The sequence below is a fragment of the Pseudomonas canadensis genome, from assembly GCF_030980095.1.
GTDB classification, from domain to species: domain Bacteria; phylum Pseudomonadota; class Gammaproteobacteria; order Pseudomonadales; family Pseudomonadaceae; genus Aquipseudomonas; species Aquipseudomonas canadensis.
The window spans coordinates 5754177-5778850 of the sequence record NZ_CP133298.1 but is presented as its reverse complement, the minus strand read 5'-3'; the positions used below and the strand labels follow the sequence as shown (position 1 = coordinate 5778850).

Sequence of the window (24674 nt, the reverse complement as noted above, 5' to 3'; positions counted from 1 at the left end):
GGTCGCGATAAGTATGTGAATGTCGCAGATAGGTAAATGGATGGTTCTGGCGTTACGCAGAATCGCCACCATAAGGCCGATGTCGGCGGTGGAGAACAACATGTCCAATAATTTCCTGAATCCGGTAACCACCCAGACCTGGGCCAATGGTCGGCACATTGTCCGTTGCGTCAAAGTCATCCAGGAAACCTGGGACGTGCGCACCTTCTGTTTCATGGCCGACCAGCCGATCCTGTTCTTTTTCAAGCCGGGGCAATTCGTCACCCTGGAGCTGGAAATCGAAGGCCAGCCGATCATGCGCTCCTACACCATCTCCAGCTCACCGTCGGTGCCGTACAGTTTCTCGGTGACCATCAAGCGCGTGCCGGGCGGCAAGGTTTCCAACTGGTTGCACGACACCCTGCATGAAGGGCAAGAGCTGGCGGTGCACGGGCCGGTAGGCTTGTTCAATGCCATCGACTTCCCAAGCCCGAAAGTGTTGTACCTCAGCGGCGGTGTGGGGATAACGCCAGTCATGTCCATGGCGCGCTGGTTCTACGACACCAACGCCAACGTCGACATGACGTTTATCCACAGCGCCCGTTCGCCCAAGGACATCATCTACCACCGTGAGCTGGAACACATGGCGTCGCGGATCGATAACTTCAGCCTGCACCTGATCTGCGAGAAACACGGCTTGGGTGAGCCATGGGCGGGTTATCGCGGTTACCTGAATCACAAGATGCTCGAACTGATGGTGCCGGACTTCCTGGAGCGCGAAGTGTTCTGCTGCGGGCCTACGCCGTACATGAACGCGGTGAAGCGCCTGCTGGAAGTGGCGGGTTTCGACATGACGCGTTACCACGAGGAATCGTTCGGCGCCACGCCGCCGGAAGCCCGTGCGGATGCGGTCGAACAAGCCGAACAAGCCGCCGACGCGCCGGAAATCGACCTGGCGGATCTGCACCAGGTGGAGTTCATCGCGTCGGGCAAAAGCATTCGTGTCGCCCCTGGTGAAACCGTGCATGCGGCGGCGGCCAAGCTTGGGCTGTTGATCCCGAAAGCCTGTGGCATGGGCATCTGCGGCACGTGCAAAGTGATGAAGCTGGGCGGGGAGGTCGAGATGGACCACAACGGCGGCATCACTGAGGAAGACGAAGCCGAAGGCTACATCCTGTCTTGCTGCAGCGTGCCGAAGGGTGATGTGCGCATCGAGTTCTGACCAATGATCGTTCCCACGCAGAGCGTGGGAACGATCAACAGTCCCGCGTTGCAGGTCATGAGTCTGCGGCGCGGGTCTTAGGCGCTAACGGTTATTGGGCGTAGATATGGACTACAAAGTGCTGGCCTGATGCTGTCAATTCATAGGCTTTTTCGTAGATCCTCAATGTCCTTGATGGCTCTCGGATGGTGTCACCGACTTTTGCGTGTTTCCGAAATTCATCCCAATCAATGACGGTGGTGCTGATCGTGCCGTCGCTTTGCAGGGTGTTGCCGTTGTTCTGATATTCCATGATGTAACCCTCTGCTGGATTTCCATTTCCGACCGATTATTCGGCAGGCAGTCAGCCCCGAAGTAACGCGTCCGTGTGTTCGGGGTGACGAGATCCTATCCAAGACAGGGGGTAGATAGATACTGTCAGAAATACGTACAAACAGTCTCTGAAAACGCGCTGAAAGGCCCGTGGTTTCAGGCTTCCATCACTTTCCGAATATCCGCCGCCAATTCTCTTACACGTTCTTCCTCGGTATCCCACGCGCACATGAAGCGTGCGCCGCCTTTGCCGATAAAGGTGTAGAAACGCCAGCCCTTGGCGGTCAACGCGGCAATCGCCGGTTCCGAGAGTTGCAGGAACACGCCGTTTGCCTGCACCGGGAACATCAACTCCACGCCGGGAATATCCGCCACCAAGCTGCTCAGCAGTTGAGCGCAGTGGTTGGCGTGACGCGCATGTTTGAGCCAGGCGTCGTTTTCCAGCAGGCCTACCCACGGCGCGGACAGGAAGCGCATTTTCGAGGCCAGTTGGCCGGCCTGCTTGCAGCGGTAGTCGAAGTCTTCGGCCAGCTTGTGGTTGAAGAACAGGATCGCTTCACCCACGGCCATACCGTTCTTGGTGCCGCCAAAGCACAGCACGTCCACGCCGGCTTTCCAGGTCAGGTCGGCGGGCGAGCAGCCGAGGAACGCGCAGGCGTTGGAGAAGCGCGCGCCGTCCATGTGCAGGTTCAGCCCCAACTCTTTGCAGGTCACGCTGATGGCGCGTATTTCATCCGGGGTATACACGCTGCCGACTTCCGTGGCTTGGGTCAGGGTGACCACGCGTGGTTTGGGGTAGTGAATGTCTTGGCGCTTGAGGGCGATCTCGCGGATCGACTCCGGGGTCAGCTTGCCGTTTTCGGTGCGAGCGGTGAGCAGCTTGGAACCGTTGGAGAAAAACTCCGGCGCGCCGCATTCGTCGGTTTCGACGTGGGCGGTTTCCGAGCAAATCACGCTATGGTAGCTCTGGCACAGCGAAGACAACGCCAGGGAGTTGGCAGCAGTGCCGTTGAAGGCGAAGAACACTTCGCAGTCAGTTTCGAAGAGGTTGCGGAAACCGTCGGCGGCGCGGTGGGTCCATTCATCATCGCCGTAGGCGCGCTGATGGCCCTGGTTGGCTTGTTCCATGGCGGCCCAGGCTTCCGGGCAGATGCCCGAATAGTTGTCACTGGCGAATTGTTGGCTCTTGTCGGTCATGGCCCATTCCTGTGGTCGATGTTGGTGCGCACTGTAACCAAGATTGTCGCGGGTGCGCACGTACTGTAAATGCAAAGTCACTGGGGAATTATGCACGGTACTCAAACGATTCCTGTCGGACGCGTCCGTGATGGCGCTCTGGATCTGCTCAAGTGGCTGGCGCTGTTGAGCATGGTGCTGGACCACTTGCGCTATGTCGGTTTGAACCTGGACGGCCTGTATGTGCCGGGGCGCCTGGCGTTCCCGTGGTTTTGCCTGGCGATTGCGGCCAACCTGCATCGGGCGAGAAACTCACCTGTCATGGGCCAGTGGCGGTATTTGGGCTGGCTGCTGCTGTTCAGCGTGATCAGCGAAGTGCCGTACCGACTGTTTATCGATGATGCCGATACATTGAACGTATTGCCGACGTTGGCGTTGGGTTTGCTTATTGCCCGAGGATGGCAGCAGAAAGCGCTTTTTGATCGCGGATTGGCGCTGATCGCGACCACGATTGCGGTGGTGTTTTCCACGCAGCTGATGTTTGGTTTTTTCGGTGTATTACTGCCACTGGCGATGCTGCTGGTGTTCCGTCGTCCCTGGTATTTCAGCGTATTGCCTTGCGTGGTCTGCGTCGCGGCCAATCAATGGCAGGTTTTGCTCGCTAGTGGCTCCCCCGTCGCGTTGGCGGGATTGGCCACTTGCCTGATTGCGCCAATACTCGGCCTGGTCCTGTTACGACACGCCAAAAATGCCTCCCCGCCGGCTATGCGCCGCTGGGCGTATGCCCTCTATCCCGCGCATTTCCTGCTGCTGCTGGCCTTGCGCCACAGCCTTGCTTGAGTCGCAGAATTCATTCCATGTCGTAAACGCACCTTTGCGTGGCGTGCGTAGGCATTTGACCTGCTGACGCCAGCCCTACCATCGCATCAAAGGGCCCTGCACGGGCCTCAACAATACGAAAGGCTGGGAGAGACGCGATGTTCAGCAAACAAGACCAGATTCAGGGATATGACGACGCACTGCTGGCGGCGATGAATGCCGAGGAGCAGCGTCAGGAAGATCATATCGAGCTGATCGCGTCAGAGAACTACACCAGCAAACGCGTGATGGAAGCTCAAGGCAGCGGCCTCACCAACAAATACGCCGAAGGCTACCCAGGCAAGCGTTACTACGGCGGCTGCGAGCACGTGGACAAGGTCGAAGCCCTGGCCATCGAACGCGCCAAGCAATTGTTCGGCGCCGATTACGCCAACGTGCAGCCGCACTCCGGTTCTTCCGCCAACAGCGCGGTGTACCTGGCCCTGTTGAACGCCGGTGACACCATCCTCGGCATGAGCCTGGCCCACGGCGGCCACCTGACCCACGGCGCCAAAGTGTCGTCCTCGGGCAAGCTGTACAACGCGGTGCAGTACGGCATCAACACCGACACCGGCCTGATCGACTACGACGAAGTCGAGCGCCTGGCCGTCGAGCACAAGCCGAAAATGGTCGTAGCCGGTTTCTCTGCCTACTCCAAGACTCTGGATTTCCCACGTTTCCGTCAGATCGCCGACAAGGTGGGCGCACTGCTGTTCGTCGACATGGCCCACGTCGCCGGCCTGGTTGCCGCCGGCCTGTACCCGAACCCGCTGCCGTATGCCGACGTGGTCACCACGACCACCCACAAGACCCTGCGCGGTCCACGGGGCGGTCTGATCCTGGCCAAGTCCAACGAAGAAATCGAAAAGAAACTCAACGCCGCCGTATTCCCTGGCGCCCAAGGTGGCCCGCTGATGCACGTCATCGCCGGCAAGGCCGTGTGCTTCAAGGAAGCGCTGGAGCCGGGCTTCAAGGCCTATCAGCAACAAGTGATCGACAACGCCCAGGCCATGGCCGAGGTGTTTATCAAACGCGGCTACGATGTAGTGTCCGGCGGCACCGACAACCACCTGTTCCTGGTCAGCCTGATCCGTCAGGGCCTCACCGGCAAAGAGGCGGATGCCGCCTTGGGCCGCGCCCACATCACAGTCAACAAGAACGCCGTGCCGAATGACCCGCAGTCGCCATTCGTGACCTCGGGCCTGCGCATCGGCACCCCGGCGGTGACCACGCGTGGTTTCAAAGTGCCGCAGTGCATCGAACTGGCTGGCTGGATCTGCGACATCCTCGACAACCTCGGCGATGCCGATGTCGAGGCCAACGTGGCCAAGCACGTGTCTGCCCTGTGCGCTGATTTCCCGGTTTATCGCTGAGCGCGGTTTTGGAGTAATGACTATGCAACGCTACTCGGGCTTCGGCCTCTTCAAGCACTCACTCAGCCACCACGAAAACTGGCAGAAAATGTGGCGCACGCCGACCCCTAAAAAGGTCTACGACGTGGTCATTGTCGGCGGCGGCGGGCATGGTCTGGCGACCGCCTACTACCTGGCCAAGGAGCACGGCATCACCAACGTGGCCGTGGTCGAAAAAGGCTGGCTGGGCGGCGGTAACACCGCGCGCAACACCACCATCGTGCGTTCCAACTACCTATGGGATGAGTCGGCCCACCTGTACGAGCACGCGATGAAACTGTGGGAAGGTCTGTCCCAGGACCTGAACTACAACGTGATGTTCTCCCAGCGTGGCGTCTACAACCTGTGCCACACCCTGCAAGACATCCGTGATTCCGAGCGCCGCGTCAGCGCCAACCGCCTCAATGGCGTGGACGGCGAACTGCTCAACGCCAAGCAAGTGGCCGACGAGATCCCGTACCTCGATTGCTCCAAGAACACCCGCTACCCGGTCCTCGGCGCCACCGTGCAACGTCGCGGCGGCGTGGCCCGTCACGACGCCGTAGCCTGGGGCTTTGCCCGTGCGGCTGACGCCCTCGGCGTGGATTTGATCCAGCAGACCGAAGTGATCGGCTTTCGCAAGGAAAACGGTGTGTGCATCGGCGTGGAAACCAACAAGGGCTTTATCGGCGCCAAGCGCGTCGGTGTGGTCACTGCCGGTAACTCCGGGCACATGGCGTCGTTGGCGGGCTTCCGCCTGCCGATTGAGTCCCACCCGCTGCAAGCGTTGGTGTCGGAGCCGATCAAGCCAATTATCGACAGTGTGATCATGTCCAACGCCGTACACGGTTACATCAGCCAGTCCGACAAGGGCGACCTGGTGATCGGCGCCGGTATCGACGGCTACAACGGCTACGGCCAGCGCGGCTCGTACCCGGTGATCGAACACACCATCCAGGCCATCGTCGAGATGTTCCCGGTGCTGTCCCGCGTGCGCATGAACCGCCAGTGGGGCGGTATCGTCGACACCACGCCGGATGCCTGCCCGATCATTTCCAAGACCCCAGTGCCCAACATGTTTTTCAACTGCGGTTGGGGCACCGGTGGCTTCAAGGCCACGCCGGGCTCAGGCAACGTGTTTGCCGCCAGCCTCGCCAAGGGTGAAATGCACCCGTTGGCCGCACCTTTTTCCATCGACCGTTTCCACAACGGTGCGTTGATCGACGAACACGGCGCTGCGGCCGTCGCCCACTAACAGGAGAAATTCCCTATGTTGCATATCTTCTGTCCTCACTGTGGCGAACTGCGCTCCGAAGAGGAATTCCACGCCTCCGGCCAAGCGCACATCCCGCGCCCGCTGGACCCGAATGCCTGCACCGATGAAGAGTGGGGCGACTACATGTTCTTCCGCGACAACCCCCGCGGGCTGCACCACGAACTGTGGATCCACGCCGCCGGTTGCCGCCAGTACTTCAACGCGACCCGCGACACCCTGACCTACGAAATTCTTGAAACCTACAAGATCGGTGAGAAGCCACAATTCACCGCCAAGGCCTCTGGAGAGAAGGTATGAGCCAGACCAATCGCCTGTCCAACGGTGGCCGGATCGACCGTAATAAAGTCCTGACGTTTACCTTCAACGGCCAGAGCTACAAAGGCTTTGAAGGTGACACACTGGCCGCCGCCCTGCTGGCCAACGGCGTCGACATCATCGGCCGCAGCTTCAAGTACTCGCGCCCTCGCGGCATCTTCGCTGCGGGCGCCGAAGAGCCGAACGCGGTGCTGCAGATCGGCGCCACCGAAGCTACCCAGATTCCCAACGTGCGCGCCACGCAACAGGCGCTGTACCAAGGCCTGGTCGCCACCAGTACCAACGGCTGGCCGAACGTCAACACTGACGTGATGGGCATTCTTGGCAAGGTCGGCGGCAAGCTGATGCCACCGGGTTTCTACTACAAAACCTTCATGTACCCGCAATCGTTCTGGATGACTTACGAGAAGTACATCCGTAAGGCAGCAGGTCTTGGCCGCTCGCCGACCGAGAACGACCCGGACACCTACGACAACTTCAACCGTCACTGTGACGTGCTGGTCGTCGGCGCCGGCCCTGCGGGCTTGGCTGCCGCACTGGCCGCCGCCCGCAGCGGTGCCCGCGTGATCCTCGCTGACGAGCAGGAAGAGTTTGGCGGTTCGCTGCTGGACTCGCGCGAAAGCCTCGACGGCAAGCCAGCCGCTGAATGGGTTGCCAGCGTCATTGCTGAATTGAAAGCCCTGCCGGACGTGGTGCTGCTGCCCCGCGCTACCGTCAACGGCTACCACGACCATAACTTCCTGACCATTCACGAACGCCTCACCGACCACCTCGGTGACCGTGCGCCGATTGGTGTGGTGCGCCAACGCATCCACCGTGTGCGCGCCAAGCGCGTCGTGCTGGCGACCGGTGCGTGTGAGCGCCCGCTGGTGTACGGCAACAACGACGTGCCGGGCAACATGCTGGCCGGTGCGGTTTCTACTTACGTGCGTCGCTATGGCGTGGCGCCGGGCAAGAAACTGGTGCTGTCGACCAACAACGATCACGCCTACCGCGTTGCGCTGGACTGGCTCGACGCCGGCCTGCAAGTGGTGGCCGTGGCTGATGTACGCCACAACCCACGCGGCGCACTGGTTGAAGAAGCCCGCGCCAAAGGTATTCGAATCCTCACCGGCAGCGCTGTGATCGAGGCTCGTGGCAGCAAGCACGTCACTGCTGCCCGCGTCGCTGCGATTGATGTGAAAGCGCACAAAGTCACGAGCCCAGGCGAGTGGCTGGATTGCGATCTGGTCGCCAGCTCTGGCGGCTACAGCCCAGTGGTCCACCTGGCTTCGCACCTGGGCGGCAAGCCGACCTGGCGTGAAGACATCCTCGGTTTTGTACCGGGCGAAGCGCCGCAGAAACGCGTGTGCGTGGGTGGTATCAACGGTGTCTACGGCCTTGGCGATTCCCTGGCAGACGGTTTTGAAGGGGGCGTGCGCGCAGCCAGCGAAGCCGGTTTTGCGCCAGTGGAAGGCACCTTGCCGAAAGCCCTGAGCCGCCTGGAAGAGCCGACGCTGGCGATCTACCAAGTGCCGCACGACAAGCCAACCGCACGGGCGCCGAAGCAATTCGTCGACCTGCAGAACGACGTGACCGCCGCCGCCATCGAACTGGCGACCCGTGAAGGGTTTGAGTCGGTGGAGCACGTCAAACGCTACACCGCGTTGGGCTTCGGCACCGACCAGGGCAAGTTGGGCAACGTCAACGGCCTGGCGATTGCCGCTCGTTCGCTGAACGTGACCATCCCGCAGATGGGCACCACCATGTTCCGTCCCAACTACACGCCGGTGACCTTCGGCGCGGTGGCGGGCCGTCACTGCGGGCACATCTTCGAGCCGGTGCGCTACACCGCGCTGCACGCCTGGCACGTGAAGAACGGCGCCGAATTTGAAGACGTCGGCCAGTGGAAGCGCCCTTGGTACTTCCCGCGCAACGGTGAAGACCTGCATGCGGCGGTGAAACGCGAATGCCTGGCCGTGCGCGACAGCGTCGGCCTGCTGGATGCGTCGACCCTCGGCAAGATCGACATCCAGGGCCCGGACGCGCGCGAATTCCTCAACCGCATCTACTCCAACGCCTGGACCAAGCTCGACGTGGGCAAGGCGCGCTACGGCCTGATGTGCAAGGAAGACGGCATGGTCTTCGACGACGGCGTCACAGCCTGTCTCGCCGACAACCACTTCCTGATGACCACCACCACCGGCGGCGCCGCCCGCGTACTCCAGTGGCTGGAGATCTACCAGCAGACCGAATGGCCAGACCTCAAGGTGTACTTCACCTCGGTCACGGACCACTGGGCGACCATGACCCTGTCCGGCCCCAACAGCCGCAAGCTGCTGGCGGAAGTCACCGATATCGACCTGGACAAGGACGGCTTCCCGTTCATGACCTGGAAGGAAGGTTTGGTCGGTGGCGTACCGGCCCGTGTGTTCCGGATCTCGTTTACCGGTGAGCTGTCGTACGAAGTCAACGTGCAGGCCGACTACGCCATGGGCGTACTGGAAAAAATCGTCGAGGCCGGCAAGAAATACAACCTGACCCCGTACGGCACCGAAACCATGCACGTGCTGCGGGCGGAGAAGGGCTTCATCATCGTCGGCCAGGACACTGACGGCTCAATGACCCCGGACGACCTGAACATGGGCTGGTGCGTTGGTCGCACCAAACCGTTCTCGTGGATCGGCTGGCGCGGCATGAACCGTGAAGACTGCGTGCGCGAAGAGCGTAAGCAACTGGTGGGCTTGAAGCCGATCGACCCGACCGTTTGGCTGCCGGAAGGCGCGCAGTTGGTGTTTGATCCGAAGCAGTCGATTCCGATGAAGATGGTCGGCCACGTGACATCGAGCTATGCGCATAACTCCCTGGGTTATTCGTTTGCGATGGCGGTGGTGAAGGGTGGCTTGAAGCGCATCGGGGAGCGGGTGTTCTCACCGCAAGCGGATGGCAGCGTGATCGAGGCGGAGATTGTGTCCTCGGTGTTCTTCGATCCTAAGGGCGATCGCCAAAATATCTGATGGACCGAGTCGCGGCCTTCGCGAGCAAGCCCGCTCCCACAGGGGGCGCATTCCAAATGTGGGAGCGGGCTTGCTCGCGAAGACGCCAGTAGCCTCACAACAGAATTAAGACAGGTGCTTTATGACAGCAGCCAATGTTTACCAACAACGCCCCACCACCGGCGCCAAGGCCGAGTCGTCGCTGCACCATGCCGACCTCGCCAGCCTGGTCGGCAAGGGTCGCAAGAACGCCGGCGTGACCGTGCGTGAAAAGAAACTCCTGGGTCACCTGACTATCCGGGGCGACGGCCATGACGCAGCCTTCGCTGCCGGCGTGCACAAGGCCCTGGGCATCGAATTGCCCGGCGCCTTGCAAGTGATCGTCAAGGGTGAAACCAGCCTGCAGTGGCTCGGCCCGGATGAGTGGTTGCTGATCGTGCCAAGCGGTGAAGAATTCGCCGCCGAGCAAAACCTGCGTGCCGCGTTGGGTGAGTTGCACATCCAGGTCGTCAACGTCAGCGGCGGCCAGCAGATCCTTGAACTCAGCGGCCCGAATGTGCGCGATGTGCTGATGAAGTCCACCAGCTACGACGTGCACCCCAACAACTTCCCGGTGGGCAAGGCGGTGGGCACGGTGTTCGCCAAGTCGCAGCTGGTGATCCGTCACACGGCTGAAGACACTTGGGAACTGCTGATTCGCCGCAGCTTCTCGGATTACTGGTGGTTGTGGTTACAGGATGCATCCGCCGAATTCGGCCTGAGCGTCCAAGCCTGAGGAATACCCCATGAGCCGCGCACCTGATACATGGATTTTGACCGCCGACTGCCCCAGCGTGCTCGGCACGGTGGACGCGGTCACCCGCTACCTGTTCGAGCAGGGTTGCTACGTTACTGAGCACCACTCGTTCGATGACCGGCTTTCGGGCCGGTTCTTTATTCGCGTGGAGTTCCGCCAGCCCGACGGTTTTGACGAACAAGGCTTCCGCGATGGCCTGGCCACCCGTGGTGAAGCCTTCGGCATGATCTTCGAACTGACGGCGCCGAACTATCGGCCAAAAGTGGTGATCATGGTCTCCAAGGCCGATCACTGCCTGAATGATCTGCTGTATCGCCAACGCATCGGCCAATTGTCGATGGACGTGGTCGCGGTGGTGTCCAACCACCCCGATCTCAAGCCTTTGGCCGACTGGCACCAGATTCCCTACTACCATTTCCCCCTCGACCCCAACGACAAACCGTCCCAGGAGCGGCAGGTGTGGCAGGTGGTGGAAGACACCGGCGCGGAATTGGTGATCCTTGCGCGCTACATGCAAGTGCTGTCGCCGGAGCTGTGCCGCAAGTTGGATGGCAAGGCCATCAACATTCACCACTCGTTGTTGCCGGGGTTCAAGGGCGCCAAGCCGTACCACCAGGCGTACAACAAGGGCGTGAAGTTGGTGGGCGCCACGGCGCATTACATCAACAACGATCTGGACGAAGGCCCGATCATTGCCCAGGGCGTGGAGGTGGTGGATCACAGCCACTATCCCGAGGATTTGATTGCCAAGGGGCGGGATATTGAAGGGCTGACATTGGCCCGGGCGGTGGGGTATCACATTGAGCGGCGGGTGTTTTTGAACGCCAATCGCACGGTCGTTCTTTAGATCGCTATCGCAGGCAAGCCAGCTCCCACATTTTTGAATGTGTTCATAAATCAAAATGTGGGAGCCGGGCTTGCCCGCGATGAGGCCCTTACAAACAACGCAAAAACAGCATCTGTACCCGAGCACTTAAACGCGCTGCCCACCCAACTGGCAACGCAGTTCCATAAAAACAACAGCGAGGTGAAAGCATGTCTGGTAATCGTGGTGTCGTGTATCTCGGCAACGGCAAGGTCGAAGTACAGAAAATCGACTATCCCAAAATGCAGGACCCCCGTGGCAGGAAGATTGAGCACGGCGTCATCCTGCGCGTGGTCTCCACCAACATCTGCGGCTCCGACCAACACATGGTGCGCGGCCGCACCACTGCCCAGACCGGCCTGGTGCTCGGTCATGAAATTACCGGTGAAGTGATCGAGAAGGGCAGCGACGTCGAGAACCTGAAGATCGGCGACCTGGTTTCCGTGCCGTTCAACGTGGCCTGCGGCCGCTGCCGTTCCTGCAAAGAGCAACACACCGGCGTATGCCTGACCGTCAACCCGGCCCGTGCCGGGGGTGCCTATGGTTATGTCGACATGGGCGATTGGACCGGCGGCCAGGCTGAATACGTGCTGGTGCCGTATGCCGACTTCAACCTGCTGAAACTGCCGGACCGCGACAAGGCCATGGAAAAAATCCGCGACCTGACTTGCCTGTCCGACATCCTCCCGACGGGCTACCACGGCGCCGTCACTGCCGGCGTTGGCCCAGGCAGCACCGTCTACATCGCCGGCGCCGGCCCGGTCGGTCTGGCCGCTGCCGCCTCTGCACGCCTGTTGGGCGCCGCGGTGGTGATCATCGGCGACGTCAACCCGATCCGCCTGGCTCACGCCAAGGCCCAGGGTTTTGAAGTGGCCGACCTGTCCACCGACACCCCGCTGCACGAACAGATCGCTGCGCTGCTGGGCGAGCCGGAAGTGGATTGCGCTGTCGACGCCGTTGGCTTCGAAGCCCGTGGCCACGGCCATGAAGGCGTGAAAGCCGAAGCCCCGGCCACTGTGCTCAACTCGCTGATGGGCGTGGTGCGCGTGGCCGGCAAGATCGGTATTCCTGGCCTGTACGTCACCGAGGATCCAGGTGCTGTGGATGCCGCCGCCAAGATGGGCAGCCTGAGCATTCGCTTCGGCCTCGGCTGGGCCAAGTCCCACAGCTTCCACACCGGCCAGACCCCCGTGATGAAGTACAACCGCGCGCTCATGCAGGCGATCATGTGGGACCGTATCAACATTGCCGAGATCGTGGGTGTACAGGTGATCAGCCTGGATGATGCGCCACGTGGCTACGGCGAGTTCGATGCGGGCGTGCCGAAGAAGTTTGTGATTGATCCGCACAAGCTGTTCAGTGCGGCGTAAGGTTCAAGGCTGAATAAATGGCGACCCCGGAGGTCGCCATTTTTTATGGGTTACTTGATGGTGGTGAGTCGCAGATAGGGATCGGCCACTTCACCGTTCTTGATCAGGCGCTTGCCGTCGTAGTCGCAATGGATTTTGTCGTTGCGTTCATTGATGGCCTCTGCCTTGAGTTCGTACTCCGGGGCCAGATAGTCATCCTTGGTGGCTGCCGTCTGCCCTGTCCATGCCTTGCCGTTGGCTGTAGCCGTGTATTGATAACCCTCGCCATAGGGCGCGGGAACGTCAGGGTCTGTGTAGGGTTTGGATTGGATGTCGCGGGGGGTGGGGCATTGGTCGATGCCGGTGGCCTGGGGCCGTGAAGCCTGGGCCTGGCTGCGAGATGGCAAATGGATGATTGCGCTGAAGGCAACATAGAAATTGGGAATCAATCCGATCATGATTATTACAGCTCCTTATAGTGTGGCTGAGCCTCCCCGTTGAATGTGAGTGGGAAGGCTAGCTTGGGTGGGCTGTGTCGATGGATGAGTTCCGCCAGAGCCTGGACTACGGGTCGTGGATGTATGGAAGGACACTGTAGGAATTATTCGATGGCTTTTTTTACTGATGCGTAAATGAGCACCTGGCAATCTCCAGGGCTTCGCAATAGGTGCCTCTCCAATCGCCTATAGGGATAAGGTTCCAATCCAAGACCGGTTTGAGCGTGACCGAAAAGCTCGCGTCGTTATTCATCGGTCCTTTGTAGGTGCAGGTGACGGAGTGGTCCTCTGCTGTGTAACGGGCATCGTGGAATGTTGAGTCAGTCAGGTAGGACGCTGTAGCCTGCGGGCTCTCACCTGACCAATTGCGGCCATCAGGCTGGAGCATCTCATAGCGATAACCGCCGTTGTCCATGGGGTTCTGTTTGATCTGCTGGGGTGTCGGACAGGTGGAAGTCGCTGCATATGACGTGCTCACCAGTGTCAGGGCGGCGAATGCACCTGCAAGCATTGCGCTTTTCATGGCAGCCTCCTGCGGGACGTGGGAGGGATCATGCTGCAGGTGATTGTTCGATGCTGGCTACTGTTAAACGTGACAGTTAGTTAGAGCGATTCGTGATCAGTAACCGGGTTTTCATTCCCAGATGCAGCGCATCGATTCAGCGAGCGGCCAACGCTCCTTGATAAACCGTCGGCCCCGTAGGCTGCTTGCTCAACGACCCACCCTTGGTCTCTGAACTCACCATCAACTCCACCGGCTTGCGGATGCTTTTCTGCTGGCGCGGGTTGAGGCTGATAATGCCTTTGCCATCTTCCGGCAAAAGTCCCAGCGAAATCGGCCGGCCTCCCTCAGGCATGGCCCAGAGTTCCAGGCTGTGATCCGGCTCTGGTGCCGCCGTGGCGATGGGTTCGATTTCGAGGTAGTCCTTGTGCGCCATGATCTGCGCGGCCGGCTGCTGGGCGGTGGTCACCAGGGTGGCGGCGGACTTGACGTTGTCTTGGGTGTAGAGCGCGCCGCCGAGGCCGGCGACAATGGCCACGCAGACACCGATAAACACACGTGGACGGCTCCAGAATGGGGGATTTGGCTCAATCACTTGGGGACGGGTGGCACTCATAGGGCTGTTCCTGGCAAGTTTTAAAGTCACTGCATGGACTCTGATCTTGCCATCGGGTTCCTGGAATGGCCCGGAACAATGCGCCGGATACCCAGTCAAACGCCTGCTTTCAGCTCTTACACCCAGAGGTTGTTTCGATGAAGATTTCACGCGGTTTCGCCCTTTCCTGCCTGATGACCCTGGCAGCCGCTCCGGTGTTCGCTGCGGGCTTCAGCCTTGGCGATGCAGCCAATGCGATTTCCGGCATGCAGGGCGGCAACAACAAGGCAGCCGCTGCGGCACCGTCGTCCGAGACGGCCGGCCTGTTGAGCGCACTCACCTCGCAACTGAACATCACCCCCGAACAAGCGGTCGGCGGTACGGGCGCCATGCTGGGCCTGGCCAAGAACAAACTGAGCGGCAACGATTATTCGCAACTGGGCAACAGCGTGCCGGGCCTCGAACAGTTGTCGGGCAACAACGCCTTGGGCAGCCTCGGCGCCTTGAGCGGGATGCTCGGCCAGACCGGCGGCAGCAAGACCAGCGGCCTGGACGGTCTGCTGGGTAACGTGAAGAACACCAACGACCTGAACACCGCCTTCAGCGCCTTGGGCATGGACAGCGGCATGGTTGGCCAGTTTGCCCCGGTGATCCTGCAATACCTGGGCGGCCAGGGCGCCAGCAGCTCGGTGCTGGGCAAGCTGGCCTCGGCCTGGGGCACTGGCGGCTGACTAACGCTCCGCGCGCAGTTGCTCGATGCGCGCGTCCTTTTCCGTCCAGAGCTGATTCACCCAGTTCTGGACGGTCTGGCGAAACGCCGGATCATTCTCGTAATCCCCTTGCCACAACGCCGGGTCCAGTTCGCGGGTGCGGATATCAATGATCACCTTTGGCACCGCGCCGCTGATCAAATCCCAGAACCCCGGAATCTTTTGCTGTGGATAGACCACGGTCACGTCGAGCACGGCATCCAGCTGTTCACCCATCGCTGCCAGCACGAACGCCACACCGCCCGCCTTGGGCTTGAGCAAGCGAGTGAAGGGCGAATCCTGCTGCTTGCGCTTGGTTTCGTTGAAGCGCGTGCCTTCCAGGTAATTGACCACCGTCACCGGCTGGCGCTTGAACAGCTCGCAGGCCTCTTTGGTGATCTTCAAATCCTGCCCCGCGAGTTCCGGGTGCTTGGCCAGGAAGGCCTTGGTGTAGCGCTTCATGAACGGGTAATCCAGCGCCCACCAAGCCAGGCCGAGGAAGGGCACCCAGATCAGCTCTTTTTTCAGGAAGAACTTGAAGAACGGCGTGCGGCGGTTGAGGGCCTGGATCAGCGCCGGGATATCCACCCAGGACTGATGGTTGCTGATCACCAGGTAGGACGTATCGCCCCTCAGGTCTTCACCGCCGCGAATATCCCATTGGGTTGGGATACACAGCGCGAAGATCAACTTGTCGATCTCGGCCCAGGTCTCGGCGATCCACATTACCGCCCACGACATGTAGTCACGATAGCGGCCGGGAGCCACCAGCTTGAGCAGGGCAAACACCATCAACGGCCCGATCAGGATCAGGGTGTTGAGCAGCAGTAGCAATGAGACAAAACAGCCGGTGAGCAGGCGGCGCATAAGTAACTCTTGAAATCCTGTGGGCGGGCCATGATAAGCAGCTTGAGTCTAGAGGCCAAATCCCAATTCGCCGGACGAATGTTTCACAATGTGCCGGTTATGCTGGGGCGAGCTAACTAAGTACTGCCTTTGCGGTCTAGAATCCGCCTACTTCTTTCCGAGGAAATCACTTCGTGAAACTGCTCCTTGCCTCTCTCGCCCTGGTTGCCCTGCCGGTCATGGCCGCCGAACCGACCCTCTACGGTCGCTACGAATACATCCAATTGCCGGAGATCGGCGAAACCTTCAAGGCCAAGATGGACACTGGCGCGCTGACCGCCTCGCTGTCGGCCCGCGACATCCAGACCTTCACCCGTGACGGCGACGATTGGGTGCGCTTCCGCCTCGGCGGCAAGGATGCCTCCAACAAAGTCTACGAACACAAAGTCTCGCGCATCAGCAAGATCAAGAGCCGCGCCGATGAAGACGACGACAAGGACGAAGCCACCGTGGCCAAGCGCCCGGTGATCGACCTGGAAATGTGCCTGGGCGACGTCAAGCGCACCGTCGAGGTCAACCTCACCGACCGCAGCAGCTTCAACTACCCGCTGTTGATCGGCGCCAAGGCCCTGCGTGAATTTGGCGCGGCGGTGAACCCGGCCCGTCGTTACACTGCCGACAAACCGGACTGCTGACGGACCACCATGGCGCATATCCTGATTGTCGAAGACGAAGCGGCAATTGCCGACACACTGATTTTCGCCCTACAAGGCGAGGGCTTCACCACCACCTGGCTGACCCTCGGCCAGGCGGCGCTGGAGCATCAGCGCCAGACGCCTGCCGACCTGATCATCCTCGACATCGGGCTGCCGGATATCACGGGTTTTGAAACCTGCAAGCAACTGCGCCGGTTCAGTGAAGTGCCGGTGATGTTTCTCAGCGCGCGAGATGGCGAGATCGACCGCGTGGTGGGCCTGGAGATCGGCGCCGACGATTATGTGGTCAAGCCCTTCAGCCCACGGGAAGTGACGGCGCGGGTCCGGGCGATCCTGAAACGGATTGGCCCAGGTGCTGCGCCCGCGGTGTTCCAGGTTGATCTGGAGCGTATGCAGATCAGCTATCGCGGCCAACCGTTGAGCCTTACACGACACGAGTTCCGCTTGCTGCAAAGCCTGCTGGAACAACCCGAGCGCGTGTTCAGCCGCGAGCAACTGTTGGACGCGGTGGGCGTGGCGGCGGATGCCGGCTACGAGCGCAATATCGACAGCCATATCAAAAGCCTGCGCAGCAAGTTGCGCAGCGTGGCCGCCGATGCCGAGCCGATCCAGACCCATCGCGGCCTCGGCTACAGCTACAGCCCGAGCAATAGCTGATGCGCCTGGGGCTGCGGATTTTCCTGGTGTATGCGCTGTTTATCGGCCTGACCGGCTACTTCGTGCTCAGCACCGTGATGAAGGAAATCCGCCCCGGCGTGCGCCAGTCCACCGAAGAAACCCTGGTGGACACCGCCAACCTGCTAGCCGAGATCGTGCGCAATGACGTGAAGAACGGCACCCTCGGCCAAAGCCACTGGCCGGAGCTGCTCAAGGCGTATGGCAACCGCCAGCCGGGAGCGACCATCTGGGGTTTGCCGAAGAACCAGGTCAATCATCGCATCTACGTGACCGATGCCAAGGGCACGGTGTTGCTCGACTCCACGGGCGAAGCGGTGGGACAAGACTATTCGAAGTGGAACGACGTGTACCTGACCTTGCGTGGCGAGTACGGCGCGCGCTCCACCCGCAGCGAACTGGATGACCCTGCCTCGTCGGTTATGCATGTGGGCGCGCCGATCCGCGACAACGGCCAGATCATCGGCGTGGTCACTGTGGCCAAACCCAACAGTTCATTGCAGCCTTATGTCGATCGCACCGAACGCCGCCTGCTGTGGTACGGCGCGGGCCTGGTGATTCTGGGCCTGCTGTTGGGTGCATTGCTGTCATGGTGGCTGAGCGTTGCACTGCGCCGTTTGACCGCCTATGCCGAGGCTGTCAGCGAGGGGCGGCGTGCCGAGTTGCCCCATTACCGTGGCGGTGAACTCAAGCAACTGTCCACCGCTGTGGAGCACATGCGCACGCAGTTGGAAGGCAAGGCCTACGTCGAGCATTACGTACACACTCTGACCCACGAATTGAAAAGCCCCTTGGCCGCGATTCGCGGCGCGGCGGAGTTGTTGCAGGGTGATATGACCCGCGATCAACAGCAGCGCTTCGTCGGCAATATCGACAGCGAAAGCGCGCGTCTGCAGCAGTTGATCGAACGCCTGCTGAACCTGGCACAGGTCGAGCAGCGCCAGGGCCTGGAAGAGCAGGCGAGTATCCCGTTGGCGACGATGGTCGATGAGGTACTCAAGGCCCAATGCGCACGGATTGAAGGCGCCGGATTGCAGGTCGAGCAGACTATTGCGACGGATGTGAGGGTGTACGGCGAACCGTTCTTGTTGCGTCAGGCCTTGGGCAATTTGCTGGACAACGCCCTGGATTTCACGCCGCCCGGCGGCTTGTTGAAGTTCAGCGCACAGACGCGACACGACGATGTGCACGTCAGCCTGTTCAACCAGGCCGCACCGATTCCCGACTACGCCCTGCCACGCCTGAGCGAGCGTTTCTACTCGCTGCCGCGCCCGGCCAGCGGTCGCAAAAGCACGGGCCTGGGCCTCAACTTTGTCGAGGAAGTGATGAAGCTGCACGGCGGCGCGTTGCAGATCGGCAATGTCGACGGCGGCGTGCAGGTGGTGCTGCATCTCCACACAGTCTCCACATTGCCCACATAAATCCCCCACACGGTCTGCCCAGACTCTCTCCATCAAAACAGGGAGAGACCCATGAACCGCAGCCTGCTTTTCAAACTTGGCGCGATTGCGCTGCTGATCCTGCTGTTGCTGATTCCGTTGCTGATGATCAACGGCATTATCAGCGACCGCCAGCAACTGCGCGATGGCGTATTGATGGACATCGCCCGCAGCTCCAGCTACGCCCAGCGCCTCACCGGCCCGGTGATGGTAGTGCCGTATCGCAAGACCGTCCGCGAGTGGACGCTCAATGAAAAGCTCAACAAACGCTACGAAGTCACCCGTGAAGAGCGCGGTCGTCTGTATTTCCTGCCGGACCGATTTGAACTCGACGGCAAGGTGCAGACCGAATTGCGCGCACGGGGCATCTACCAGGCGCGGCTGTTCCATGCCGACAACCGCATCAGCGGGCATTTCGAATTGCCTGCGCAGTTGGGTATCACCGAAGACTTCGCCGATTACCGCTTTGAGCCGGCATTTCTCGCGGTGGGCATCAGCGATATTCGCGGCATCGAAAACGCGCTGAAGCTGGAGCTGGGCAGCCAGCAATTGGAGTTCGAACCCGGCTCCCAGGTGGACTGGCTGGGCGAAGGCGTGCACGTGACACTGCCGGAGCACGACAGCAAAAAGCCCAACGTCGTGAACTTTGCTTTCGACCTGCGCCTGCAAGGCACCGAGCAACTGCAAGTGGTGCCGGTGGGCAAGACCAGCCAGGTGTCACTCGCTTCCAACTGGCCACATCCCAGCTTCATCGGCAATTTCCTGCCGGCACAACGCGAGATTACCGACAAGGGCTTCAGCGCCAACTGGCAGACCTCGTTCTTCTCCACCAACCTTGAGCAAGCGCTGCAAACCTGCCTGGACAAGCAGGGCTGTGAAGACTTCAACAACCGCAGCTTCGGCGTGAACTTCATCGATCCGGTGGACCAGTACCTCAAGAGCGACCGTGCGATCAAATACGCGCTACTGTTCATCGCCCTGACCTTCGCCGGCTTCTTCCTGTTCGAAGTACTCAAGAGCCTGGCAGTGCATCCGGTGCAGTACGCGTTGGTGGGGTTTGCGCTGGCGTTTTTCTACCTGCTGTTGCTGTCGTTGTCCGAGCACATTGGGTTCGCGCTGGCTTATCTCATCTCTGCCAGCGCCTGCGTGTTGTTGATTGGCTTCTATGTGTGCAATGTGCTGCGCAGCGTCGCTCACGGCCTGGGGTTTTCAGCGGGGTTGGCCGCGTTGTATGGCTTGTTGTACGGGCTGTTGAGTGCCGAGGATTACGCGTTGCTGATGGGCTCGTTGCTGCTGTTCGGCCTGCTGGGCACGGTGATGGTGCTGACGCGTAAGTTGGATTGGTATGGCGTGGGCAAGCGTAAAGCGGCACAGCCTTTGGAGTTTGATTTGGAGGCTGTGCAATGATCGGGTTGCGGGAGGATCAGCAAATGAAGGCGCGGATTATCGACTACCTCAACAACGCCACCGCCTCCTGTATGAGCTGGCTTGCCAGCGATGACGGTGGTCCAGTCAACGAGCCGCAAACTGACACTGCGCTATCGCTGGCAAGCCAGCGCCTACAAGGGACGGCGGTGGGTTTTAAACCGGTGGTTGGGTCTCTTGCATCGAAGCCCGCTGGCTGACCTCGGCATACCAGGCGGCAAGCTTCGGGTTATCCAGGCGCCATTGCATATCCGGATGACGGAAGTCGAGGTAACCCAAGGCGCAGGCCACGCTGATCGCGGCGATGTCGAAGTGGCTGGTCAGTTCGGCAATCGCATCCGCTTCCAACTCAGAGAGGCTGCGGCGGATTTTGCTGCGCTGCTCATCCAGCCACTGGTCCCAGTGCTTTTCGGTCGGACGCAGGGCGGTTTCGTAGCGCACCAACACGGCGGCATCCATGATGCCGTCGGCCATTGAGGCCAGGGTCAGGCGGCGCCAGCGGGCCGCGCCGTCGCGGGGAATCAGTGGGTTGCCGACGTGCTGGTGATCGAAGTAATCGAGGATCACCCGGCTGTCGTGCAATACCGTGCCATCGGCCAGCCGCAGGGCCGGGATCTTGCCCACGGGGTTGCCTTGCACCACCTGCGCATCCGGGTTGACCGGGGTCGGCATGCAGCCGTGCAATGCGACGCGGTCCTGCTGGCCGGTTTCAGCCAGCAACACGCGAACCTTACGCACGAAGGGTGACGCGGGGTTGTGGAACAAGGTCATGCTGGGTGTGGACATGGGCATTCCTCAAGAAAGGGCTAGGCTAATCTATCTCACCGCTTGAGCAAGGCCCAAGTGCCAATTACGGCCGGTATGCCTAATCCCACCCAACTGAGCGAATCCCACAACCCGTCCCCGAGCAACGCCGCAAACAACCCGGTGGCGCTTAGCAGGCCGATCCCCAACGGAATCCCAAACACTTTCCAGAAGTTCGACTGACGCGGCTTCATGCCTTGCCCGCCTTGCGCCGCACGATCCACAAGTAAATCCCGCTGACCAGCACGATGATGGTCAGCACATCCAGTGCCGCCCAGAGGATTTTCATCGGCATGCCGCCGTAGTCACCGAAATGCAGCGGCTGGGACATGCCCATGGCGTCCATGTACCAGGGCCGTTCGGCGATGGCGGTGACGGCCAGGGTGCTGGCGTCGATCAGCACGGGTGTGAGCAGGTGCGAGGTGAGGTGGGTGCTGCCCTTCATGAACACGGCGTAATGGTGCTCGCTGGAAAAGCGCGTGCCGGGGAAGGCGATGAAGTCCGGCTCCATGTCCGGCGCGGCCTTGGCGGCGATCGTTAGCAGCTCGGTGGCCGGTGCGCGCTGGGTCAGCGGAGGGGCGTTTTTGTAGGGTTCGATCATGGCGCTGAGGCTGTCCTGGCGCCAGGCGGCGATGATCAGGTCGGCGCAGGCGCTGATCACGCCGGTCACGCCCACCACCAAGGCCCAGGTCAGGGTGACCACGCCGATCAGGTTATGCAGGTCGAGCCAGCGCAGGCGCGTGGATTTGTCCTGGCGCACGGTGGCGAACTTCAAGCGACGCATGAACGGCAGGTACAGCACCGTGCCCGAGATGATCGCCAGTACAAACAGAATGCCCATGAACGCCAGCAGCAACTTGCCCGGCAGGCCGGCGAACATGTCCACATGCAGGCGCAGCAGGAACAGGGTCAACCCGCCATTGGCCGCCGGAGTTTCCACCGCTTCACCGGTGCGCGCGTCGAGCATGAAGGTGTGGGACGCGTTGGGCTCGGTGCCGGCGGTCGCGGCCATGATCGCGATCACGCCGTTCTTGTCATCTTCGTCCCAGGCCAGGTACTGCATGGCTTCGCCGGGGCGATGGGCCTGCGCCTTGGCCACCAGCTGCTCCAGGTTGAGCTGCGGTGTGTCGGCAGGCATTTGCGCCAATTCCGGCTCGTTGCCCAGCAAGTGGTCGATCTCATGGTGAAACACCAACGGCAAGCCAGTGAGGGCGAGCAGCAGCAGGAATACCGTGCAGATCAGGCTGGTCCAGGTGTGGATGAAGGACCAGCGGCGGATGGTTTTGCTTTTCATTTTCCAGCCTTCAGACATGCCAAGGCCGCCCACAGGGGCGGCCCGGTTGTTAACTCAGCCGATTACCACTGGTAGGTGGCGCTGGCGACGACGCTGCGTTGGTCACCGAAGTAGCAGTAGTTGCCATCACAGGTCGACAGGTAGTCCTTGTTGAACAAGTTGGTGGCATTCAACTTGACCGAAGCACCTTTGAGGCTGTTATCCAGGCGGCCCAGGTCATAATGCACCGAGCCGTCGAACACGGTGTAGGCGTTGGCCTTGCCCAGCCAAGTGTTGGCCTGGTCGCCGTAGGTGTTGCCGGTGTAGCGCGCGCCAAAGCCGATGCCGAAGCCGTCGAGCGGGCCGGTGTGCCAAGTGTAGTCAGTCCACAGCGAGGCTTGCTGGTTAGGCATCAACGTCAGGCGGTTGCCTTTGTAGATGCCTTTTTGCACCTCGGATTTGGCCAAGGTGTAGGCGGCGATCACCTTGAGGTTCTCGGTCACGTCAGACACGGCTTCCAGCTCCAGGCCCTTGACCTTCACTTCGCCGGTCTGGCTGTTGATTTGCTGGCCTCCTGCGCCGAGCGTCGTGACCTGCACGTTTTTCTGCGTCAGGTCGTACACCGCTGCGCTCAGCAAGGTATTGGAGCCGGGCGGCTGATACTTGACGCCCATTTCCCACTGCTTGCCTTCCGTCGGTTTGAAGGTTTTGGTGGCATTGGTATCGGCGTTGCTCGCCGGCTGGAAGGACTCGGCGTAGGACAAGTACGGTACGAAGCCCGAATCGAACACATAGCTCAGTGCCGCGTTGCCGCTGAAATGCTTGATGCGGTCAGTGTTGGTCGCGTCGTTATCGTTGAAGTACGTGGTGCCTTGATGTACCCAGTCTTCACGCCCGCCCAGGGTCAGGCGCCATTTGTCCAAGGCCATCTGGTCCTGCACGTAGAGGCCGGTCTGCACGGTTTTCTGGTTGTAGTCGTAGAAAGGTCGCACGCCGGTTGGGCGCAGCGTCGGCGTGGTGTTGACCGGGTTGAAGATGTTGATGTTTGACGCGGTCCCGTAAATCGCACGGTAGGACGTGTCGGTGCGTTGGTGATCCAGGCCCAGCAACAGGGTGTGGATAACGTCGCCTGTGGCGAAATCCGCCTGGAAATTGTTATCCACCGCGAACTGGCCAATGTTTTCGTTTACGTTGGTGGTCGAGCGGCTGATATCGCCCGCCGCATTTGCCGGGGAAAATGCATAAGAGCCCACGGTCAACTGCCGGAAGTCCAGTTCCGACTTGGTGTAGCGCAGGTTCTGCTTGAACTGCCAGGTGTCGTTGAAACGGTGTTCGAACGCATAGCCCAGCGCGTAGTAGGTGCGATCGTAGAACTCGTAGTCCGGATCGCCCAGGTTCTTGTGGTGGGAAATGTCACCCAGCGGCGATTTAATCTTGGTGCCTTGGATCGGCATGAACTGGCTGGTAGTACCCGTATCGTCCCGCGTGAACTGCGACAGGAAGGTCAGCTTGGTGTCCGGATCAATGTTCCACGTCAAGCTCGGCGCAAGGTTGTAGCGCTTGTTGTCGATGTGATCGACCTGGGTGCCGGCATCGCGCACCACGCCGCTGAGGCCGTAGAGGAACTGGCCGTCATCGTCGATCTTGCCGGTGCTGGCGAAGTTGATCTGGCGGTAGTTGTCGCTGCCATACTGCACCTGAATGGCGTTGCTCGACTCTTCGTTGGGACGACGGCTGACCATATCCAACAGGCCGCCCGGCGGGGTTTGACCATAGACCGAGGAGGCCGGGCCGCGCAGCAGGGCGAGGCGGTCGAGGTTCCAGGTCTCGGCCTTCGGGTTGGCGTACACGCCACGCGGCAGCGGCAGGCCATCGAGGAACTGGGTGGGTTCGAAGCCACGTACACGCATCCAGTCGTAGCGGGTGTCGCTGCCGTAGCTGGCGGACACAATGCCCGGCATGTATTTCACGGCGTCATCCAGGTTCTGCACGTTGCGGTCTTGCATCTGCTCGCGCGTGGCGACAGAGATCGAACGCGGGGCCTCGACCAGCGCGGTATCGGTCTTGGTGCCGGCGGCGGTGCGTTTGGCCAGGTAACCGTCGATCGGGCCCCAGGCGCTTTCATAGCTGTCCTGCCCGGTGATATTGGTGGTCGGCAACGCTACGACCCCATCCGGAGTCGCTACCAGGGTGTAAGTCCCCGCGGTGCTCTGCTCAAGCTGCAACCCCGTCCCGCGCAACGCCTCACGCAGCGCACCCGGCGCATCGAACTGGCCTTGGACCGGCGCCGAGGTCTTGCCCGACGCCAACGCCGGGCTGAGGGTCAGCGCCAGGCCGCCCTGGCTGGCGATCTGGTTCAGGGTTGTCGCCAGTGGTGCCGCCGGCAGGTTGTAGGTGCGCACGCTGGATGCCTGCTCCGCGGCGATCAGCGTAGTGCTGGCCAGCGGGGCACTGAGGGCAATGGCCACGGCTAACAGGCTGGGGCGCAACAAGGTGTCTAGCGTGCGGGACATGGGGCGGCTCCTGAATGGAAATATTTCTCAATTGCCTAGGTGCCGAACGAGAATCGAAAAGTGATAGGGCCAAATGAAAATAAATCTGTGAGTGGTCACAACTCTTCGCACTGCATGGCCCTGAAG

General features: G+C 60.8%; 24 protein-coding genes. 14 read left to right on the top strand and 10 right to left on the bottom strand.

What is annotated here, in order from left to right:
* Window positions 1-100 precede the first annotated feature (100 nt).
* Window positions 101-1201, top strand: a complete 1101-nt coding sequence (gbcB, locus tag RB216_RS26960; RefSeq protein ID WP_028618224.1) for a glycine betaine monooxygenase reductase subunit — start codon at window positions 101-103, stop codon at window positions 1199-1201.
* 91 nt (window positions 1202-1292) lie between these two features.
* On the opposite strand, the gene RB216_RS26955 is transcribed toward gbcB, so the two are convergent.
* Both RB216_RS26955 and RB216_RS26950 read right to left on the bottom strand, forming a co-directional pair.
* The gene (locus tag RB216_RS26955) at window positions 1293-1493 is read right to left on the bottom strand and encodes a hypothetical protein (protein WP_028618223.1); all 201 of its coding nucleotides are present in this window, start codon (window positions 1491-1493) and stop codon (window positions 1293-1295) included.
* 176 nt (window positions 1494-1669) lie between these two features.
* Window positions 1670-2710: a threonine aldolase family protein gene (locus RB216_RS26950; RefSeq protein ID WP_028618222.1), complete on the bottom strand. Its 1041-nt coding sequence runs from the start codon at window positions 2708-2710 to the stop codon at window positions 1670-1672.
* 90 nt (window positions 2711-2800) lie between these two features.
* On the opposite strand from RB216_RS26950, the gene RB216_RS26945 reads away from it, so the two are divergent.
* The 8 genes from RB216_RS26945 to fdhA all read left to right on the top strand — a co-directional run bounded on the left by RB216_RS26945 (window position 2801) and on the right by fdhA (window position 12535).
* Window positions 2801-3529, top strand: coding sequence for a TraX family protein (locus RB216_RS26945; protein ID WP_308908080.1), 729 nt, complete (start codon window positions 2801-2803; stop codon window positions 3527-3529).
* A gap of 137 nt (window positions 3530-3666) precedes the next feature.
* Window positions 3667-4920, top strand: a complete 1254-nt coding sequence (glyA, locus tag RB216_RS26940; protein ID WP_068936259.1) for a serine hydroxymethyltransferase — start codon at window positions 3667-3669, stop codon at window positions 4918-4920.
* Window positions 4921-4942: 22 nt separating this feature from the next.
* Entirely contained in the window at window positions 4943-6193 is a 1251-nt protein-coding gene (locus RB216_RS26935; protein ID WP_010207084.1) for a sarcosine oxidase subunit beta, read from the top strand.
* A gap of 15 nt (window positions 6194-6208) precedes the next feature.
* Window positions 6209-6511, top strand: a complete 303-nt coding sequence (locus tag RB216_RS26930) for a sarcosine oxidase subunit delta (protein WP_010207083.1) — start codon at window positions 6209-6211, stop codon at window positions 6509-6511.
* Complete coding sequence (locus tag RB216_RS26925; protein WP_308908079.1) at window positions 6508-9525, top strand: sarcosine oxidase subunit alpha; 3018 nt, start codon at window positions 6508-6510, stop codon at window positions 9523-9525. Before RB216_RS26930 ends, RB216_RS26925 begins: the two co-directional genes overlap by 4 nt.
* Window positions 9526-9646: 121 nt before the next feature.
* A complete protein-coding gene (locus tag RB216_RS26920; protein WP_028618218.1) occupies window positions 9647-10279 on the top strand; it encodes a sarcosine oxidase subunit gamma in 633 nt (210 codons plus the stop codon).
* Between the two features lie 10 nt (window positions 10280-10289).
* Window positions 10290-11147, top strand: a complete 858-nt coding sequence (gene purU / locus RB216_RS26915) for a formyltetrahydrofolate deformylase (protein ID WP_016977808.1) — start codon at window positions 10290-10292, stop codon at window positions 11145-11147.
* Between the two features lie 188 nt (window positions 11148-11335).
* On the top strand, window positions 11336-12535 hold the full coding sequence (gene fdhA / locus RB216_RS26910) for a formaldehyde dehydrogenase, glutathione-independent (protein WP_016977809.1): 1200 nt from the start codon (window positions 11336-11338) through the stop codon (window positions 12533-12535).
* Window positions 12536-12585: 50 nt separating this feature from the next.
* On the opposite strand, the gene RB216_RS26905 is transcribed toward fdhA, so the two are convergent.
* From RB216_RS26905 to RB216_RS26895, 3 genes are all read right to left on the bottom strand, one after another.
* Window positions 12586-12972: a hypothetical protein gene (locus RB216_RS26905; protein WP_308908078.1), complete on the bottom strand. Its 387-nt coding sequence runs from the start codon at window positions 12970-12972 to the stop codon at window positions 12586-12588.
* Between the two features lie 160 nt (window positions 12973-13132).
* A complete protein-coding gene (locus tag RB216_RS26900; RefSeq protein WP_050587908.1) occupies window positions 13133-13534 on the bottom strand; it encodes a DUF3757 domain-containing protein in 402 nt (133 codons plus the stop codon).
* A gap of 136 nt (window positions 13535-13670) precedes the next feature.
* Entirely contained in the window at window positions 13671-14129 is a 459-nt protein-coding gene (locus RB216_RS26895) for an anti-sigma factor (RefSeq protein WP_028618216.1), read from the bottom strand.
* Between the two features lie 137 nt (window positions 14130-14266).
* Here RB216_RS26895 and RB216_RS26890 point away from each other — a divergent pair, with 137 nt between their 5' ends.
* Complete coding sequence (locus RB216_RS26890; protein WP_122686841.1) at window positions 14267-14839, top strand: DUF2780 domain-containing protein; 573 nt, start codon at window positions 14267-14269, stop codon at window positions 14837-14839.
* Here RB216_RS26890 and yihG read toward each other — a convergent pair whose 3' ends face one another.
* Window positions 14840-15724, bottom strand: coding sequence for a 1-acylglycerol-3-phosphate O-acyltransferase, YihG family (gene yihG / locus RB216_RS26885; RefSeq protein WP_028618214.1), 885 nt, complete (start codon window positions 15722-15724; stop codon window positions 14840-14842). It abuts the gene before it with no gap.
* A 173-nt stretch (window positions 15725-15897) separates the two neighbouring features.
* Between yihG and rloA2 the strand changes: the two genes are divergently transcribed.
* The 4 genes from rloA2 to creD are packed head-to-tail and all read left to right on the top strand — an operon-like array spanning window position 15898 to window position 19940.
* On the top strand, window positions 15898-16398 hold the full coding sequence (gene rloA2 / locus RB216_RS26880) for a retropepsin-like aspartic peptidase RloA2 (RefSeq protein WP_068936265.1): 501 nt from the start codon (window positions 15898-15900) through the stop codon (window positions 16396-16398).
* A 9-nt stretch (window positions 16399-16407) separates the two neighbouring features.
* Window positions 16408-17076, top strand: coding sequence for a two-component system response regulator CreB (gene creB, locus RB216_RS26875; protein ID WP_028618212.1), 669 nt, complete (start codon window positions 16408-16410; stop codon window positions 17074-17076).
* Complete coding sequence (gene creC / locus RB216_RS26870) at window positions 17076-18515, top strand: two-component system sensor histidine kinase CreC (protein ID WP_028618211.1); 1440 nt, start codon at window positions 17076-17078, stop codon at window positions 18513-18515. Before creB ends, creC begins: the two co-directional genes overlap by 1 nt.
* A 51-nt stretch (window positions 18516-18566) precedes the next feature.
* Window positions 18567-19940 (top strand): cell envelope integrity protein CreD, encoded by a 1374-nt coding sequence (gene creD, locus RB216_RS26865; RefSeq protein ID WP_308908077.1) that lies wholly within the window; start codon window positions 18567-18569, stop codon window positions 19938-19940.
* A 174-nt stretch (window positions 19941-20114) separates the two neighbouring features.
* Here the strand turns inward: creD and RB216_RS26860 are convergent, their stop codons facing one another.
* The 4 genes from RB216_RS26860 to RB216_RS26845 form a co-directional block, all read right to left on the bottom strand.
* Window positions 20115-20744: a glutathione S-transferase N-terminal domain-containing protein gene (locus tag RB216_RS26860; protein WP_028618209.1), complete on the bottom strand. Its 630-nt coding sequence runs from the start codon at window positions 20742-20744 to the stop codon at window positions 20115-20117.
* A 35-nt stretch (window positions 20745-20779) separates the two neighbouring features.
* Window positions 20780-20956: a hypothetical protein gene (locus RB216_RS26855; RefSeq protein WP_162834926.1), complete on the bottom strand. Its 177-nt coding sequence runs from the start codon at window positions 20954-20956 to the stop codon at window positions 20780-20782.
* The gene (locus RB216_RS26850) at window positions 20953-22056 is read right to left on the bottom strand and encodes a PepSY-associated TM helix domain-containing protein (protein WP_028618208.1); all 1104 of its coding nucleotides are present in this window, start codon (window positions 22054-22056) and stop codon (window positions 20953-20955) included. The genes RB216_RS26855 and RB216_RS26850 overlap by 4 nt, the downstream gene beginning before the upstream one ends.
* A gap of 62 nt (window positions 22057-22118) precedes the next feature.
* Window positions 22119-24548, bottom strand: a complete 2430-nt coding sequence (locus RB216_RS26845; protein WP_236318472.1) for a TonB-dependent siderophore receptor — start codon at window positions 24546-24548, stop codon at window positions 22119-22121.
* Between the last annotated feature and the right edge of the window lie 126 nt (window positions 24549-24674).